General features: G+C 64.8%; 18 protein-coding genes and 1 tRNA gene. 8 read left to right on the top strand and 11 right to left on the bottom strand.

The window, feature by feature from the left end:
- Position 1: 1 nt before the first annotated feature.
- The 5 genes from IAG41_RS14940 to IAG41_RS14920 all read left to right on the top strand — a co-directional run bounded on the left by IAG41_RS14940 (position 2) and on the right by IAG41_RS14920 (position 4,056).
- On the top strand, positions 2–1,054 hold the full coding sequence (locus IAG41_RS14940; RefSeq protein ID WP_262408677.1) for an HWE histidine kinase domain-containing protein: 1,053 nt from the start codon (positions 2–4) through the stop codon (positions 1,052–1,054).
- Positions 1,047–1,433, top strand: coding sequence for a response regulator (locus IAG41_RS14935; RefSeq protein ID WP_187729445.1), 387 nt, complete (start codon positions 1,047–1,049; stop codon positions 1,431–1,433). The genes IAG41_RS14940 and IAG41_RS14935 overlap by 8 nt, the downstream gene beginning before the upstream one ends.
- A gap of 319 nt (positions 1,434–1,752) precedes the next feature.
- Entirely contained in the window at positions 1,753–3,474 is a 1,722-nt protein-coding gene (gene rpsA / locus IAG41_RS14930) for a 30S ribosomal protein S1 (protein WP_187729444.1), read from the top strand.
- 169 nt (positions 3,475–3,643) lie between these two features.
- On the top strand, positions 3,644–3,925 hold the full coding sequence (locus IAG41_RS14925) for an integration host factor subunit beta (RefSeq protein ID WP_187729443.1): 282 nt from the start codon (positions 3,644–3,646) through the stop codon (positions 3,923–3,925).
- 44 nt (positions 3,926–3,969) lie between these two features.
- Positions 3,970–4,056: transfer RNA gene (locus IAG41_RS14920), tRNA-Leu, on the top strand.
- Between the two features lie 16 nt (positions 4,057–4,072).
- On the opposite strand, the gene IAG41_RS14915 is transcribed toward IAG41_RS14920, so the two are convergent.
- Positions 4,073–4,309, bottom strand: a complete 237-nt coding sequence (locus IAG41_RS14915; protein ID WP_187729442.1) for a hypothetical protein — start codon at positions 4,307–4,309, stop codon at positions 4,073–4,075.
- Positions 4,310–4,474: 165 nt separating this feature from the next.
- Between IAG41_RS14915 and IAG41_RS14910 the strand changes: the two genes are divergently transcribed.
- Both IAG41_RS14910 and IAG41_RS14905 read left to right on the top strand, forming a co-directional pair.
- Positions 4,475–5,941, top strand: coding sequence for an ABC transporter substrate-binding protein (locus tag IAG41_RS14910; protein ID WP_187729441.1), 1,467 nt, complete (start codon positions 4,475–4,477; stop codon positions 5,939–5,941).
- Position 5,942: 1 nt separating this feature from the next.
- Entirely contained in the window at positions 5,943–6,374 is a 432-nt protein-coding gene (locus IAG41_RS14905) for a DUF4112 domain-containing protein (protein WP_410468091.1), read from the top strand.
- Between the two features lie 298 nt (positions 6,375–6,672).
- Here the strand turns inward: IAG41_RS14905 and IAG41_RS14900 are convergent, their stop codons facing one another.
- From IAG41_RS14900 to IAG41_RS14890, 3 genes are read right to left on the bottom strand one after another with little or no spacing between them, the layout of a single operon-like run.
- A complete protein-coding gene (locus IAG41_RS14900) occupies positions 6,673–7,389 on the bottom strand; it encodes a ribonuclease T2 family protein (protein WP_316251165.1) in 717 nt (238 codons plus the stop codon).
- 10 nt (positions 7,390–7,399) lie between these two features.
- Positions 7,400–8,248, bottom strand: a complete 849-nt coding sequence (gene nadC, locus IAG41_RS14895; protein ID WP_187729439.1) for a carboxylating nicotinate-nucleotide diphosphorylase — start codon at positions 8,246–8,248, stop codon at positions 7,400–7,402.
- Positions 8,249–8,267: 19 nt separating this feature from the next.
- Positions 8,268–9,233: a winged helix-turn-helix domain-containing protein gene (locus tag IAG41_RS14890; RefSeq protein WP_187729438.1), complete on the bottom strand. Its 966-nt coding sequence runs from the start codon at positions 9,231–9,233 to the stop codon at positions 8,268–8,270.
- Between the two features lie 129 nt (positions 9,234–9,362).
- On the opposite strand from IAG41_RS14890, the gene IAG41_RS14885 reads away from it, so the two are divergent.
- A complete protein-coding gene (locus IAG41_RS14885) occupies positions 9,363–9,746 on the top strand; it encodes a helix-turn-helix domain-containing protein (protein ID WP_187729437.1) in 384 nt (127 codons plus the stop codon).
- A gap of 180 nt (positions 9,747–9,926) precedes the next feature.
- Here IAG41_RS14885 and IAG41_RS14880 read toward each other — a convergent pair whose 3' ends face one another.
- From IAG41_RS14880 to IAG41_RS14855, 7 genes are all read right to left on the bottom strand, one after another.
- Positions 9,927–10,631 (bottom strand): alpha/beta fold hydrolase, encoded by a 705-nt coding sequence (locus tag IAG41_RS14880; protein ID WP_222950714.1) that lies wholly within the window; start codon positions 10,629–10,631, stop codon positions 9,927–9,929.
- Positions 10,632–10,780: 149 nt separating this feature from the next.
- Positions 10,781–11,182 (bottom strand): helix-turn-helix domain-containing protein, encoded by a 402-nt coding sequence (locus IAG41_RS22975; RefSeq protein ID WP_222950713.1) that lies wholly within the window; start codon positions 11,180–11,182, stop codon positions 10,781–10,783.
- Positions 11,131–11,706, bottom strand: coding sequence for an AraC family transcriptional regulator (locus IAG41_RS22970; protein WP_222950712.1), 576 nt, complete (start codon positions 11,704–11,706; stop codon positions 11,131–11,133). Before IAG41_RS22970 ends, IAG41_RS22975 begins: the two co-directional genes overlap by 52 nt.
- A 108-nt stretch (positions 11,707–11,814) precedes the next feature.
- Positions 11,815–12,825 (bottom strand): quinolinate synthase NadA, encoded by a 1,011-nt coding sequence (gene nadA, locus IAG41_RS14870; RefSeq protein WP_187729435.1) that lies wholly within the window; start codon positions 12,823–12,825, stop codon positions 11,815–11,817.
- A 51-nt stretch (positions 12,826–12,876) separates the two neighbouring features.
- Positions 12,877–13,647: a hypothetical protein gene (locus tag IAG41_RS14865; protein ID WP_262408676.1), complete on the bottom strand. Its 771-nt coding sequence runs from the start codon at positions 13,645–13,647 to the stop codon at positions 12,877–12,879.
- Positions 13,648–13,894: 247 nt separating this feature from the next.
- Entirely contained in the window at positions 13,895–14,605 is a 711-nt protein-coding gene (locus tag IAG41_RS14860; protein WP_316251164.1) for a DUF4230 domain-containing protein, read from the bottom strand.
- Positions 14,587–15,444: an MBL fold metallo-hydrolase gene (locus IAG41_RS14855; RefSeq protein ID WP_187729434.1), complete on the bottom strand. Its 858-nt coding sequence runs from the start codon at positions 15,442–15,444 to the stop codon at positions 14,587–14,589. Before IAG41_RS14855 ends, IAG41_RS14860 begins: the two co-directional genes overlap by 19 nt.
- Between the last annotated feature and the right edge of the window lie 26 nt (positions 15,445–15,470).

Below are 15,470 nucleotides of genomic sequence, written 5' to 3'. Positions count from 1 at the left end.
CATGACCACCATGGAAACCGAGTCCGGCGGGCAGGAAAGCGCTGAAGCCGAGGTAGACGATTTCCGCAGGAATCTCGACCCCTTTGTCGTAGCCGCGCAGACAACTAGAATGCCCATGGTTTTTACGAACGCTCGGCGCGCGGATAACAGAATTATTTTCGCCAATGATAGCTTCCTTGAACTTACTGGATATAGTCGCCGGGAATTACTCGGGATAGTTTTCGATTTACTTATCGAGGAGGGACCCGATGCACCGACAATTTCGCAGGTAAGGCAAGAATTTAACAGCGATCATAACAGCAATCTCGAAGTCCACTATCACCGCAAGGATGGAAGCGACTTCTGGGCGTCAACGTTCGTCAGCCCGGTCTGCGACAAGAACGGAAAGATCGTGCAGCACTTTCTGTCGTTCGTCGATCTTACCAAGCACAAGCAGGAGCAGGCCCATTCGAAGATGCTCATCGACGAACTGAGCCATCGCGTTAAAAACACGCTGGCAACGGTGCAGTCGATCGTGTCTCAGGCGATGAGAGCCCCGCTTGATCCCGAGGATCTCCGGGAAGCCATCGAGTCCCGCATCTTTGCCTTGTCGCGGTCGCACGACCTCCTCACTCAGGTCAGCTGGCAGGGCGCAGGGCTGCACGATCTGCTCGACGCAGCGCTTGAGCCGTTCGGAGCTACCCTGGGCTGGTCGGCGCGCTTCCTTATCGACGGAGACAATATCCGGGTGCCGCCGAACATGACGTTGGCGCTGGGCATCGCCTTCCACGAACTGGCAACCAACGCCGTGAAATACGGGGCTCTATCTAACGAATCGGGCTCCGTCCTGATCTCATGGTCGCTTCAGCCCCCCGACGAGACGCGCCTCGTATTCGTCTGGCAGGAAAGAAATGGGCCTCCCGTGGCTTCGCCTTCCATAAAGGGATTCGGGTCGCAGGTGATCGAGCGCGGTTTCGCGCATGAGTTGCATGCCAAGGTGCATCTGGAATTCGCGCCCAGCGGCGTGACCTGCACGATCGACATGCCCGCACCGAAAGGATCCGATGATGGGTGAACTCTTGTCCGATCACCGCGTACTTGTCGTCGAGGACGAGATGATGGTCCTGATGTCGATCGAGAACATGTTGGCCGAACTTGGATGCCGGTCCGTGACGGTCGCGGCGACGGTGACCGATGCGCTCTCCCTGATCGGCTCCCAGATTTTCGACCTCGCAATGCTGGATCTCAACCTGGGCGGCACGAGAAGCTATCCCGTCGCCGATGCCCTCGCCGCGCGGGGCGTGCCGTTTCTGTTCTCGACCGGCTATACCGAGCATGGCGTGTGTGCCCGTTATTATCCTGGCCGGCCGGTCCTCAACAAGCCCTACCCGTATCGAAAGCTTTCCGCGGTGCTCACCACGTTGCTGGGAGAAAAGCCGCCGGTCCCCGCATGAAACCACTTTATGGATTCGCCAGCCCACCGGCTTCGGCGGACAGCTGACCCGTTTCACCTCCAGCCGCCCCTCTCCGCCTTGCGGTTCGACCCGCTTTACGCTAAGGGCGCGCCGTCCGGCGAGCAGGTGCTCGTGAAGGAAGGCGCGAGGAGGGATTCTCTCACGCGCCCTTTTCGCATTCTAACGATGTGAATTCCTCCACCGCATCCGCGCGACGAACGCCGCGTCCGGCATCCGGCCGCCGCGGTCAATCTGGCCTACAAGACCGTCGGATCCAACCGACTGGCCGGAAAAACGTGAACTAGGAACGAACCCTCTTATGGCCACTACGGCAAACCCCAGCCGCGACGATTTCGCGGCGCTCCTCGAACAAACTCTCGGCGGCGCAGAAAGCTTCGAAGGCCGCGTCGTCATCGGCACCGTCACCGGCATCGAGAATGATCTCGCCGTCATTGACGTGGGCCTCAAGTCCGAAGGCCGCGTGCCGTTGCGCGAATTCGCCGCGCCGGGCCAGAAGGCCGACCTGAAGGTCGGTGACGAAGTCGAAGTCTATGTCGACCGCGTCGAGAACGCCCAGGGCGAAGCGATGCTCAGCCGCGACCGCGCCCGCCGCGAAGCCGCCTGGGACAAGCTCGAAACCGAATTCGCGAAGACCGCCCGTGTCGAGGGTGTCATCTTCGGCCGCGTCAAGGGCGGCTTCACCGTCGATCTCTCGGGCGCCGTGGCCTTCCTGCCCGGCTCGCAGGTCGATATCCGCCCGGTCCGCGATGTGACCCCGCTGATGGACATTCCGCAGCCCTTCCAGATCCTGAAGATGGACCGCAAGCGCGGCAACATCGTCGTCTCGCGCCGCGCCGTTCTCGAAGAGACCCGCGCCGAGCAGCGTTCGGGCCTGATCCAGTCGCTGGCCGAGGGCCAGGTGATCGACGGCGTCGTCAAGAACATCACCGATTATGGTGCGTTCGTTGATCTGGGCGGCATTGACGGCCTGCTCCACGTCACCGATCTCAGCTACAAGCGCGTCCAGCACCCGAGCGAAATGCTCAACATCGGTGACACGGTGAAGGTGCAGATCATCCGCATCAACCGCGACACGCAGCGCATCAGCCTCGGCATGAAGCAGCTCGAGAGCGATCCGTGGGATGGCGCCGCCGCCAAGTATCCGGTCGGCGCGCGGCTCAGCGGCCGCGTGACCAACATCACCGAGTATGGCGCGTTCGTCGAGCTGGAGCCGGGCATCGAAGGCCTGGTCCACGTCTCGGAGATGAGCTGGACCAAGAAGAACGTCCATCCGGGCAAGATCGTGTCGACTTCGCAGGAAGTGGACGTGGTGGTGCTCGAGGTCGATCCCGAAAAGCGTCGCATCTCGCTGGGTCTCAAGCAGGCCCAGGCCAATCCGTGGGAGGCCTTCGCGGCTGCCCATCCAGTTGGCACCGAGGTCGAGGGCGAAGTCAAGAACGCCACCGAGTTCGGCCTGTTCATCGGCCTGGACGGCGACGTCGACGGCATGGTCCACATGTCGGACATCGCTTGGGGCATCTCGGGCGAGGACGCGCTCAACCTGCACCGCAAGGGCGAGACCGTGAAGGCCATCGTGCTCGCGATCGAGCCGGACAAGGAGCGCATCTCGCTCGGCATGAAGCAGCTCGAGCGTGGCGGCCCGTCGGCGGCTGTCGCAGCGGGCGGCGCGAGCGCCGGTGATCGCATCAACAAGAACCAGGTCGTCACCGTCACCGTTCTCGAAGTCCGCGATGCGGGCCTCGAGGTCCAGGTGGGCGAGGACGGCGCGACCGGCTTCATCAAGCGCACCGATCTCGGTCGTGACCGCGACGAGCAGCGTCCTGAGCGTTTCGCCGTCGGCCAGAAGTTCGACGCGATGGTGACCGGCTTCGACCGTTCCAAGAAGCCGACCTTCTCGGTCAAGGCGATGCAGATTGCCGAAGAGAAGCAGGCGGTTGCCCAATATGGTTCGTCCGATTCGGGCGCGTCGCTGGGCGACATCCTCGGCGAGGCCCTCAAGGCCCGCAACGAGAAGAACTGATCGGAATTTGGGGAGCGGTTTCAACCGCTCCCCATGCCGACAAGTTGAATTATTTGCAGAATTCCGTAAATGTTCGGGTTGATGCATGTTACAGAAGGGCGCTAGGGTCCTCTGAAGGGGACGCGTTGCGCAGAGGCAATCGCCTGCTGCGCGCCATGGGAGGGTACGGATGATCCGATCGGAACTGGTGCAGTTGCTGGTGCAGGACAATCCCGGCCTGTCGATCCGGGAGGTCGAGAAGATCGTGTCGGTCTTCTTCGACGAGATCACGGACCGGCTGAGCGAGGATGGCCGGGTCGAGCTGCGCGGCTTCGGCGCTTTCTCCACGCGCGCACGCGATGCGCGTACCGGGCGCAATCCCCGTACCGGCGAGACCGTCGATGTCGATGCGAAGCGCGTGCCCTATTTCAAGCCCGGCAAGGAAATGCGCGGCCGACTGAACGTCGACTAACGCGCGCTTGACGCGCCAGCCCGCATCGTCTTCGTGACGGGCATGCGGACGTGGCGGAACCGGTAGACGCCGGAGACTTAAAATCTTCTGCCCCTCGGGGCGTGCGGGTTCGAGTCCCGCCGTCCGCACCAAAGTTAGAAACAGCGGTTACGGGCTGTCCGGCTCGTCGTCGTCGTCGGTCGCGATAATGATTACGCCGGCTGCGATCGCGGCCGCGGCGATCAGCGGAATGATTATCCCTCCGCTCAGCTGCTCCCCATGTTCAGATTTGGTCGCGGCGCGCAGCGATAGTTTCGAAGCAGGAGACTGAGACGCAAGGGCCGGCGTCGCAGCGAGCGAGAGAGCCGCCAGGCTGGCGGCCGTCTTTCCAAGGAAACGCGACATTTGTAAATCCTCCCAAAATGTCAGGTGCTTAACCCGATATCCATTTGGCTGTTCCGTTGCAGGCGCCGCGCTGCGACAGAACGGCGCGGTTCAACGATAGCCCGCGGGGTTGGCAGTCCGGTGGCGAGGCCATACACCGCCTTGGTCGCCCCCGCCGGAAACACCATGCAACGATTTGCCCTGCCCGTTCTGACCCTCGCCCTGCTCTTGGGCGGGTGCGGGACTGCGGGCCAGCGCAAGGACAATGCGCCGGTGGTGGTCAGCGCGATCGGCGGCACGGCCGAACCCGGCGATCCCAGTGCGGGCGAGATGCCGATGGCGCGCCGCGTGCTGATGGACGCCACTGCCCAGGGGCTGGTCCGCTTCGATGCCGCGGGCCAGATCGAGCCGGGCCTGGCCGAGCGCTGGATCGTGATCGACGACGGCCGCAGCTATATCTTCCGCCTGCGCGACGCGGTGTGGCCCAACGGCGAGCCGATCACCGCCGAGCAGGTGGTGCGGGTGCTGCGTCGCGCCGCCGCGTCCGGGAGCCGCAACGCGCTCGCGCCGTTCCTCGCGGTGATCGAAGAAATCGTCGAGATGACGCCGCAGGTGATCGAGGTCCGGCTCAAGCGCCCGCGGCCCGATCTGCTCAAGCTCTTCGCGCAGCCCGAGCTCGCAGTCTTCCGCACGCGCCGCTTCGACGGCAGCGGACCTTTCCTTGCCGATCGCGACGGAGGCAGCGGCCTGCGGCTTCGCCCGGCGCCTGATCCCACCCGTCCCGAAGACCGCACCGCGCCGGCGCCGGAGGAGACGGTGCGTCTGTTCGGCGAACGCGCGGCCGTAGCGCTGGCGCGCTTCCGCGCCCGCGAGTCCGACCTCATCCTCGGCGGCACCTTCGCCGACTGGCCGATCGTGGGTCGGGCCGGGATCGCCAGCGACAATATCCAGATCGACCCGGCGATCGGGCTGTTCGGGCTCGCGGTGGTGCGCCCTGAAGGCTTCCTGGCCGACGCCGGCAACCGCGCCGCGATCGCGATGGCGATCGACCGCGCCGCGCTGACGAGTGCGGTACTTCCCGACTGGGCGCCAGTCGAGACGCTGTTGCCGGGGCAGCTCGATTCGGCGGCCCCTCCCGCACAGCCGAGCTGGGCGCCGCTTTCGTTCGATGCCCGCCGCGAGAATGCGCGAGCGCGGGTGGCCGGGTGGAAGCGCTCGCATCCGGGTCGCATCGCGGTGCAGATCGCGCTGCCCTCCGGTCCGGGCGCGACCCTGGTATGGGCGCATATCGCCGAGGCGCTGCTCAATATCGGCATCCAGCCGCAACGCGTCGGCCTCGACGATTCGAGTGCCGATCTCCGCTTGATCGACGCGGTCGCGCCCTATGACAGCGGCCGCTGGTTCCTCGCCACGGCCTGCCGGGCCTGCTCCGACGATCCAGCGACGCTGGTCGCGGCGGCACGCGACGCCCCCGATCTCTACAACCGCGCGCATCGCATCGCGGAGGCCGACGCTGCAATCACTGCCGACGCAACCTATATTCCCATAGCGCAACCGCTGCGCTGGTCGGTTGTGGCACTGAGGCTCGGCGCCTGGCAGCGGAACACGCGCGCCTGGCACCCGTTGAATCACCTGCGCAACGACTCGGAGTGAGATGGTGGTAGTGAAGACGACACGGATGGCCTCGGGGCCGATAGCAGGCCTGCCGCTGGGCAAGGACCCGGCCGATGTCCGCCGCCGGATCGAGGCGATGGAGAAATTGCTCGAGCGCGCCTTCGTCATCCCGGGCACGAAACAGGCGGTCGGCCTGGACGTGGTTCTCGATCTCATTCCCGGCATCGGCACCACCATCGCCGCCGCGATGGGCGCCTATCTGGCGTGGGAAGCCCGCAATCTCGGCATGTCGAAGACCGCGATCGCGCGGATGGCGGGCAATATCGGGTTCGACTGGCTGCTGGGCATGATCCCCTGGGTCGGCGCGATTCCGGATTTTTTCTTCCGCTCGAACTCGCGCAACCTAAAGATCATCCGAAAGCATCTCGACAAGCATCATCCGGCCACGGTGACGGTCGACCAGGTCGGCTAGGGCGCGAAATTCACCGAGGCTCACGCCAACGCGCTTTCGTGGCACGGCAGGTCGGTGCGACGTTGCAATCGGCGGAAATTCCCGGCTTTTTTGACTCCCGGATTGGAACCGCGATCTGCTTCGGTTGACACGGTTGACACCTGCTATGTCGAAAAAAATTCCTTCCCGGAAAATGAGTTTTGCAAGGTCTCGATGATGAGAAAGAGCCGATCCGCGATCGCCTTTCAAATCCTACATTGCAAGATCGCAGGCCTGGGCGTTGCTACAAAGCGGAGCTAGCCGCCCCGGTCGATCCGTCCTAGCGCTCGCCGCGCCAGATCTTGACCAGCGCCGATGCCGGCGCGCCGCCGGTGCCGGGCTTGCAGCGTTCGTAGCGGAAGCTCTTGTCGAGGCAGAGCCAAAGCTCGTCTAGCCAGTCCTGTCGCGTGGTGGTCACGCGGATCGCATCCGTCGGCAGGCCCGGATTGGCCGCGGCGAAGGCGTCCTTGAATTGTGCAACGGTGAGCGCGCGGCGGGACAGCCTTGCCATGTCGGGGAAGCGCAGCGCGCGGAACATCCTGGTCGACCGACCGAAATATTGCTGCACCGACATTGCTGTGCAGGTGCCGTGCTTGGCCCATTCGTGCTGGATGAGCTGCGCCGACGGCGTCGAGCACATCGTGCTGCGCAGCACGGGCGGCGGGACGATGGCGGCCCTAGTGCAATATTGCGGCCAGTCCTTGCCATAGCCGTCGGGCCACAGGCCGTGCAGCGTGAAGCCGAAGCGAGCCGTTTCACCACACTGGAAGCGCGCACCCGGCTCGTCGGCATGGGCGCGGCACCAGCCCGGGTTCCAGGTCAGCGCGAGCGTGTAGCTGCCGATCGGGAGCACGCGGCGCGGCTGATCGGCGCTCGGCAGGTCCGGCCGCGGCCGCTGGATCCTGGCGGGCGGCACGCACGACAGCGCCTGTGCCGCCGCGATGCCCGGAAGCAGCGACAGTACCGACGCGAGAACGCCGAACAGGGACTCGCGCACGCTTTTCTCCTCAATCGGCCTGAGCGAAATCAAGCCCGATATCGGCGGCGGGCGCGGACTGAGTGAGCCGCCCGACACTGACATAGGTCACCCCGCTTTCGGCAATGGCGCGGATCGTGTCGAGCCGCACCCCTCCCGAAGCCTCGGTCGGCACACGCCCGTCGACCAGGCCCACGGCCTCGCGCAGCATTTCCGGCCCCATATTGTCGAGCAGCAGGTGCGTTGCCCCTGCCGCGAGCGCCGGCTCTATCTGCGCGATGCGATCGACCTCGACGATGATACTGGCGATCCTGGCATCGACCGCTCGGCGAACCGCCTCGCCGACCGACCCGGCGACCGCGACATGATTGTCCTTGATCATCGCCGCGTCCCACAGGCCCATGCGATGGTTGGTCGCGCCGCCCATCCGCGTCGCGTACTTCTCGAGCACGCGCAGGCCGGGCAGCGTTTTGCGGGTGTCGAGCAGGGTCGCGCCGGTGCCGGCCATCGCATCGACATAGCTGCGCGTCATCGTCGCGATGCCCGACAGATGCTGCGCGGTGTTGAGTGCCGAGCGCTCGGCGGTCAGCATTGCCCGCGCGCTGCCGCGCAGCCGCAGCAGATCGGTCCCCGCCGCGACCCGGTCGCCGTCCTGGACGAGCCGCTCGATCGCCACGCCGGGATCGAGCGCGCGGAAAAAGGCTTCGGCGATCGGCAACCCGGCGACAATGATCGCATCGCGGCTGTCCATCACCCCGTCGAACAGCGCATCGGCCGGGATCACCGCTTCCGACGTGATGTCGCCGGCATCACCCAGATCCTCGGTGAGTGTCTCGCGCACGAAGCGATCGAGGTCGAAATGGTCGAGCTGGAAGGTCATAGGCCAGCCTCTAGGCGAGCTATTCGAACGACACCAGCGGCGGCCGCCCGTCGACATAGCAGCTCGCCGGATCGTCGAAGCGGAACCCGCCGGCGGCGAGCCGGATCAGGATCTGGCGGGTGTGATCGGTCCCCGTCCTGCTATCCTCGATCGTGAGCGGATCGTTGAGCACGATGTCGGAAATCATCAGCCCCTTGGGCTTGCGCACCACAATGCCCTTCTTGATCATCGCGCTCACACGGCGATGCGTGGTCGATGTCGCGAGCCCGAGCGCACGCGCCAACGCGCCCGTCGAAACCGGGGCGCGCATCGCTTCCCCGGTTATCCGCGCAAAGGACGCATAGGCGAGCGAGACTTCGCGGTCATAGGTATAAGGGCGGGCATTGGCGCAGCTGATCGCCACCAGGATCGCCATGTCGATCCACGCCTGGAAACGATGGGCATTGAATTCGATGCCGGTCAGCAGCACGTCCTGCGCCGCCGCCAGGCCGGTGCGCCAGTCATAGCCGGTCTGCGGCCGCTGCTCGGGAAGCGGCACGCCGAACCACGCCATGTCCTCCACCAGCCGCACCAGCGCGTCGTGATGGACATGGAAGAGCCCCGCTATCGCCGGCCGGTCGTGCACATCGGCGGGGACGGTGACGCCCGCCCGCGTGCGGAGGCATAGTCCCTGGTCGCACAGCGCATGGATGTGCCTGCGCACCGTTTCGAACGGCCGGGCCAGCGAGGCTGCGAGCGCATTGATGCTGATCGCCTTGGGCCCACGATCTCCGTGCCGGGCATAGCCGGCGGAATGCCGCGACAGGAGCTCGCTCTCACGCGCCACCACCATGAAGATGATCGCGCGGTCGAGATCGCCGTCGAAGGTGCGGATTCCCGATGCCAGCGCGCTCGTCTGCATCTCGGCGAGCAGGCGCACGAGCAGCCGCCCCTGATCGGAGGGCTTTGCCTTGCCGGATGCGGATGGCGACCTGGGGGGCTGCATCGGCGCGCAACATCTCTCTGAGATACACGCCGAACAAGGCCGGAAATTTCAAATTGAGTAACGAAATATTTGCGAATCAGCGCAACTCTGTCCCAGAACGGTGCGTGACGCACCGGGGGGCGCGCTCTAATGCATAAAACGGGATCGCCAGAAGGCTGGATTTCGACCGCCGACGCACTGCGTCAGGCGCGCGAGGCGCGTGGGCTGTCGCTTGATGAGCTTGCCGCGTGCACGCGGATTTCGCACCACCATCTCGACGCTATCGAGCATGCCGAGTTCGACCGCTGCGGCGCCCCGATCTATGCGGTAGGCTTCGCGCGCAGCGTCGCCCGTACGCTGGGCGTGCCCGAACAGCCGGTGGTCGATGCGATCAAGGCAGGGATCGCGCAGCTTGCGCCGGTGCCCGTCGCAAAGCCGACGCCCCGCTCGTTCGGCTTCACGCTGGGCCTCTCGGCCGTTGCTGCATTGGGGTTGACGGTCGCGTCGTCGATGATCCCGGGTTTGCGGCCTTAGCTTGAGGCGCCCGCGGCACCTGCTTCTCAGCGAGCCGCCAAAATCGATCAAGTTCACGATAACGCGCGCAATCTCGCAATGTCGTGCCGAGAGGTTTTCAAGGAGCAATCGGGCCAACCGCGAACGCCAGCCAAACGGGCGCGCCGATCTCCGCGACAGACGCGCCCGCTCGAGTGAATCTCAAGCGACTTCGAGCGCCGATTCCTGCACGGCTTTGGCTGCCTCGCGAATGACTTCATAGACGCGCTGCGGCTGCGACAGCATCGGCACATGGCTCGACTGCAGTTCCGTAATCTTCGCGTTCATCCGCTCCGCGACGAAATGCTGCAATTCGGGGTGCACTGTCTGGTCATCCAGTCCGAGCACGTAATAGGTCGGTTTCGACCGCCATGCCGCACCACGCACCGGCTGGTTGAACAGGTCTGCCAGCGGCGCCGTTTGCGTCGCCCAGACCATCTTCTGCTCTTCCTCGGAAAGGTCGCCGCAAAAATTCTGTGTTCCGGACGGTTTCAGCCAGATCCGGCCGTCGGCAAGTTCGATATTGCCGAAGACGGCGGTCTTGGGGTGCCGATCCTGTTCGAATTGCGACGTCTCGCCTTCGTCAGGCGCAAGCGCGCATATATATACCAGCGCGGCGACACGATCGTCCGTTCCGGCTGCCGTGATCACCGTGCCGCCATAGGAATGACCCACAAGGACCGCAGGACTGCCGACACGACTCAGCGAAGTGCGGACAGCAGCTGCGTCGTCTTCAACGGTGTTCAGCTGGTTCTGGGTCGAAATCACCTCATAGCCGTCGGCCTGAAGCAGTTCCATGACCTTGGCGTAGCATGATCCATCGGCCCACAGGCCGTGAGCGAATACGATACTTGGCTTGTCGGACATGAGCACCTCCATGAAAAGGAGTGTTGCCGTTCGGCCAAGCACGCCTGGCCAATGTTCGACGCGGAACGTTGCTCGGGCGAACGTGTGGGTGAGCAATTAGTTGGGGCAGGCGGTTTCGCCTATGCCAAAGATGCCACCTTTTCGGACTCTCAGATCGTAGCCAGCGGAAATGCCGTGTTGCGTACCGCGCGCGGGCTCTGACCGTAGCTCCTGAGAAAGCTCCGCCTCATACGTTCACGGTCGGAAAATCCTGTCGACTTCGCAATTTCCGCGATCGGAAGGCGCCCCTGCTCAAGCAGAAATCGTGCCTTCTCCAACCGAAGATTCTCGATGACCCGAGCAGGTGTCGCCCCGGTCTCGGCCCTGAAAAGACGGCTGAACTGGCGAACACTGAGGCAGGCGACCTCCGCTAGCTTCTCAACCGACAAGTCCGTGTCGAGATGCGCTCGAACATAATCCAGCACCTGCTGAACGCGGTCGGATTCGCTGTCGACTTCAATCAGCGCCGAGTGCTGCGATTGCCCGCCCGCGCGCCGGTGATGGACCACCATCGTCCGGCAGTTTCACGCGCCAGGTCGCGGCCGAGGTCATGCTCGACCAAGCCCAACGCCATGTCGATTCCGGCCGTCATTCCCGCCGAGGTCCAGATCGGACCGTCGGCAATGAATATCCGATCGATCTCTACGCGGGTGCGTGGATAGCGCGCTTGAAGCTCCTCCCCGAACATCCAATGCGTCGTTGAACGGCGGTCATCGAGGAGCCCCGCCTGACCCAGAATGAAGGCCCCCACACATATGGAAGCAACCCGCCGATATTTGGACGGAGCGTCCTTGAGGGCCGCAAGCATGCCCTCGGGCGCGGGTTGCGCATCCGGCGGCGAACCGACCAGAATCGTGTCGAACTCAAAATCGGATATGGATTGCGTCTCGATCGCCATGCCGAACGAGTTGGCCAGAGACCCGCCCCCAGCGGTCACGACGTGCACGTCGTACAGAGCGTCTCCCAGCACCATGTTGGCGGCTTCGAATACAGTCAGCGGCACGAAGCTGAGCGTCGTGAAACCGGGTGAGAGCAAAAGGCCGATATTGGGAATGGAATCCTCCCAACAGCTCTGACGATGATCGATGGAATAGAGCCTTACCGCAGCCCGTGCCCGCTTTCCACCAATAGCGGACGCGGACGCCTAGTCCCCCGTAACCCGCACCGGCCCCAGATCGCCCTGCCCCACCGTCGCGTTCGCCATCTCGAGCATCCGATCGAGGCTCTTCTTGGCCTGGAGGCGCAGCCCTTCCTCGATCTCGATGCGCGGAGTCAGGTCGCGCAGCGCGAGGTAGAGCTTCTCCATGTTGTTGAGCGCCATGTACGGGCAGATGTTGCAGTTGCAGTTGCCGTCGGCACCGGGCGCGCCGATGAAATTCTTCTCGGGCAGCGCCTTTTCCATCTGGTGAATGATGTGCGGCTCGGTCGCGACGATCAGCGTGTCGCCGGGGAAGGACTTGGCGAAATCGAGGATGCCGCGGGTCGATCCGACATAATCGGCATGGTCGAGGATGTGCGGCGGGCACTCCGGATGCGCCGCGATCGGCGCGCCGGGATGCTGGGCGCGCAGCTTCAGCAACTCGGTCTCGCTGAAGGCCTCATGGACGATGCACACGCCCGGCCAGAGCAGCATCTCGCGCTTGAGCACGCGCTGGAGATAGCCGCCGAGGTTCTTGTCCGGCCCGAAGATGATCTTCTGGTCGAGCGGGATCTGGCTGAGGATCTTCTCTGCCGAGGAGCTGGTGACGATGATGTCGCTCAGCGCTTTCACTTCGGTCGAGCAGTTGATGTAGGTGAGCGCGATGTGATCGGGATGCGCCGCGCGGAACGCCGCGAACTGATCGGGCGGGCAGCTGTCCTCCAGGCTGCAACCGGCATTCATGTCGGGCAGCACGACGATCTTGTCGGGGCTCAGGATCTTGGCGGTCTCGGCCATGAAGCGCACACCGCAGAACGCGATCACATCGGCATCGGTCTCCGCCGCCTTGCGGCTGAGATCGAGGCTGTCGCCGACGAAGTCCGCCAGGTCCTGCAGCTCGGGCTTCTGGTAGTAATGCGCGAGGATGACGGCGTTGCGCTCCTTGCGCAGCCGATCGATCTCCGCGCGAAGGTCCAGCCCCGCCAGGCTGCCGCCGATACCGTTACGCGCGTCCATGTCCATACTCCCGCAAGCTTGTCCGGCACATGGCCCTGACGGCGGGCGGGATCAAGGGAGCGGTGACGGCGGATAGGCCTGGGGCGCGATGGCGGCGCCCGGTCCGCCAGCCACGACAGCGTCGTAATAGGCCACGCCGAGCGGGCTTGCGGAGAGGGTGACGATCGCAAGCTCGGTCGCCGCCATCGCGCCCGCGCCCCACCACCAGGCGGGATGCACCGATCCGGTGCGGCGCTTGTCGGCGAGAATGCCGATCACCGGGAAGATCATGATCGCCGCGAACACCGCCCAGCCCGCATAGGGAATGAGGAACGGCAATGGCAGCAGCCGGCCGAAGCCGGGCCCGGTCAGCGTCGCCATGCCGCAATAATGCAGACGCCGATGCCATTCGGTCTTGCGACGCAGCAGGATCGCGGCGGTGCTGAGCCCGGCGAAGGAGAGCACCGCGAGCGTATCCATCACCAGGAAATAGGCCGGCGTGAAGAAGAAGGGCACGCCGCCGCGCCGCACCATCATCGCGGTGACATAGACGCCCACCACCACCATCGCGCCCATCCAGGCGACACCCAGCCAGCCGAGCCGGCGATGCAGCGCGACCGACCCGTTGGCGATCAACGCATTCTGAGTGACGTACAACACCGTCCAGCCGAAGAAGAGGAAGGCGTGGACATGGACATGAATCGGCGCGCCGAAGCTTGAGCGCCCTGCGGCAAGCTGCATCGAGAAGCCGGCGACGAGAACCAGTGCCATGACGATCGCCATGGTCAGAAAGAATTTGTGATCGCGCGGAATTGCCGGCGTCGGCTCGACGATGGTCGCCATTCGATTCCCCCCAGAACTTCGAAGTCGTGAAGGTAGCGAAGAATGGGTGTGAAGGAAATCGCTCCCAGGTGAAGGCCTACCACCCCTAGGTGCACCCCACACCGTCACCCCGGCCGAAGTGCCGGGGTCCACTGTGCGGCTGGGCGAGCCCCCAAGCCTCTAGCTGCTCTCTTGCGGAGAAGTGGACCCCGGCACTTCGGCCGGGGTGACGAAAAGGGAATCTCGATCCGTCGGTGGGAAGAGGAGATCAGTTGCGGTTGCCCAGCACTTCCTGGACCGAGCGCGAACGATCCCATTGCTCGCGATCGCGCGCCCCAGGTTCGTCGGGGAAATAGACCGCGACCTGCGCCTCGAGCCCCGCCGCCTTGAGCGGCATCGCGAAGCTGTGCTCGACGGCGCGCCTTGTAGCCTCGCGCGCGAGGCGCATCGGCATCTCCTCGCGCGCCTGGCGGACGAGTTCGGCCTGGCCGGCCTTGCGGTTGGCGGCGTCGAGCTGGTCTTCGGCATTGGTCAGCCGCATCAGGATGCCGCCGCCCGAATATTCGCGGATGGCGTTGATATCGACATCGGGGCCGACGATCTCGATCGGAGGCAGCGTGACCGTAAGGCGCTTGTTCGCGGCGTCCCAGACGACGTTCTTCTGCTGCAGCTTGGCGAGATCGACTTCGTAGCGGACCATACCGGGCATGATCATGGTCTTCTCGGCGCTCAGCCCGACCCGGCTCTGCTTCGAGGTGACCACCGCGACATAGCGCGCGGCGAAGGTCGAGAGCCGGTTCTGCTCGCGCAGGCCCTGCAGGCTGGACGAAGCGATCGTCACCGGATCGGGCGCGAGGAAGCGGCTCTTGAGATAATCGCCCGCGAGCCACAGGCCGGCGCCGAGCACGAGTAGCAGCACGATCAGCGCGGCCACGGCCTTCAAGCAGCCATTGCCCGGCTTCACGCCGCCGCCTTCCACGCCTCGCCCTCCTGCGCGACTAGTCCGCGCGCCTCTAGATCGATCAGATGCGCCAGCACCGATCGGCCCGCAGCGCCGGTCAGCCGCGGGTCGAGCCCGACATACATGCGCTCGACCATCGCCGGGATCGCGCCCACATCCTGCCTGAGCAGGCGGAGGATCTGCCCCTCGCGCTGCTTGCGATGCCCGATCAGCCCGCGCACGAAGCGGTGCGGCCGCTCGACCGGCTCGCCATGGGCGGGGAAATAGATGCGGTCCTGGCGCGCCATCAATTTGTCGAGGCTGGCCATATAGGCCGCCATATCGCCATCGGGCGGCGCGACGACAGTGGTCGACCAGCCCATCACATGATCGCCGGTGAACAGCACGCCGCTTTCGGGCAGCGCGAAGCAGAGATGGTTGGAAGTATGCCCGGGCGTCGCCACCGCCTCCAGCGTCCAACCTTCGCCAGACACGCTCTCGCCGTCCGCCAGCACACGATCGGGCGCGTAGGTCGTGTCGAACGAGGCATCGGCGCGCGGCCCCAGATCCTCGATCGCCAGCGGCGCGCAACCGATGATCGACGCGCCGGTCGCCGCCTTTACCGCGGGCGCGGCGGGGCTGTGGTCGCGGTGGGTGTGGGTGCAGAGGATCGCGGTCACCTTCCGCCCGCCGATCGCGGCGAGCAGTGCCGCGATGTGCTCGGGATCGTCAGGGCCCGGATCGATCACCGCCACGTCGGTGGTGCCGACCAGATAGGTCTGGGTACCGGTATAGGTGAAGGGCGACGGGTTCGGCGCCAGCACGCGCGTGACCAGCGGATCGACCGCGATCGCGATGCCGGTAGGGGCGTCGTTCATGTGCCTGCAGATGGCGGCTGGCGGCA

This window comes from Sphingomonas sp. JC676 (assembly GCF_014489075.1).
Taxonomy (GTDB): Bacteria; Pseudomonadota; Alphaproteobacteria; order Sphingomonadales; family Sphingomonadaceae; genus Sphingomonas.
This window is presented reverse-complemented; position numbering and strand designations above follow the sequence as displayed.

Coding starts and splice junctions, on each gene's coding strand:
- IAG41_RS14940 (WP_262408677.1), top strand. CDS start 2: ATGACCACCATGGAAACCGAGTCCGGCGGGCAGGAAAGCGCTGAAGCC.
- IAG41_RS14935 (WP_187729445.1), top strand. CDS start 1,047: ATGGGTGAACTCTTGTCCGATCACCGCGTACTTGTCGTCGAGGACGAG.
- rpsA (WP_187729444.1), top strand. CDS start 1,753: ATGGCCACTACGGCAAACCCCAGCCGCGACGATTTCGCGGCGCTCCTC.
- IAG41_RS14925 (WP_187729443.1), top strand. CDS start 3,644: ATGATCCGATCGGAACTGGTGCAGTTGCTGGTGCAGGACAATCCCGGC.
- IAG41_RS14915 (WP_187729442.1), bottom strand. CDS start 4,309: ATGTCGCGTTTCCTTGGAAAGACGGCCGCCAGCCTGGCGGCTCTCTCG.
- IAG41_RS14910 (WP_187729441.1), top strand. CDS start 4,475: ATGCAACGATTTGCCCTGCCCGTTCTGACCCTCGCCCTGCTCTTGGGC.
- IAG41_RS14905 (WP_410468091.1), top strand. CDS start 5,943: ATGGTGGTAGTGAAGACGACACGGATGGCCTCGGGGCCGATAGCAGGC.
- nadC (WP_187729439.1), bottom strand. CDS start 8,248: ATGACCTTCCAGCTCGACCATTTCGACCTCGATCGCTTCGTGCGCGAG.
- IAG41_RS14890 (WP_187729438.1), bottom strand. CDS start 9,233: ATGCAGCCCCCCAGGTCGCCATCCGCATCCGGCAAGGCAAAGCCCTCC.
- IAG41_RS14885 (WP_187729437.1), top strand. CDS start 9,363: ATGCATAAAACGGGATCGCCAGAAGGCTGGATTTCGACCGCCGACGCA.
- IAG41_RS14880 (WP_222950714.1), bottom strand. CDS start 10,631: ATGTCCGACAAGCCAAGTATCGTATTCGCTCACGGCCTGTGGGCCGAT.
- IAG41_RS22975 (WP_222950713.1), bottom strand. CDS start 11,182: ATGGTGGTCCATCACCGGCGCGCGGGCGGGCAATCGCAGCACTCGGCG.
- nadA (WP_187729435.1), bottom strand. CDS start 12,825: ATGGACGCGCGTAACGGTATCGGCGGCAGCCTGGCGGGGCTGGACCTT.
- IAG41_RS14865 (WP_262408676.1), bottom strand. CDS start 13,647: ATGGCGACCATCGTCGAGCCGACGCCGGCAATTCCGCGCGATCACAAA.
- IAG41_RS14855 (WP_187729434.1), bottom strand. CDS start 15,444: ATGAACGACGCCCCTACCGGCATCGCGATCGCGGTCGATCCGCTGGTC.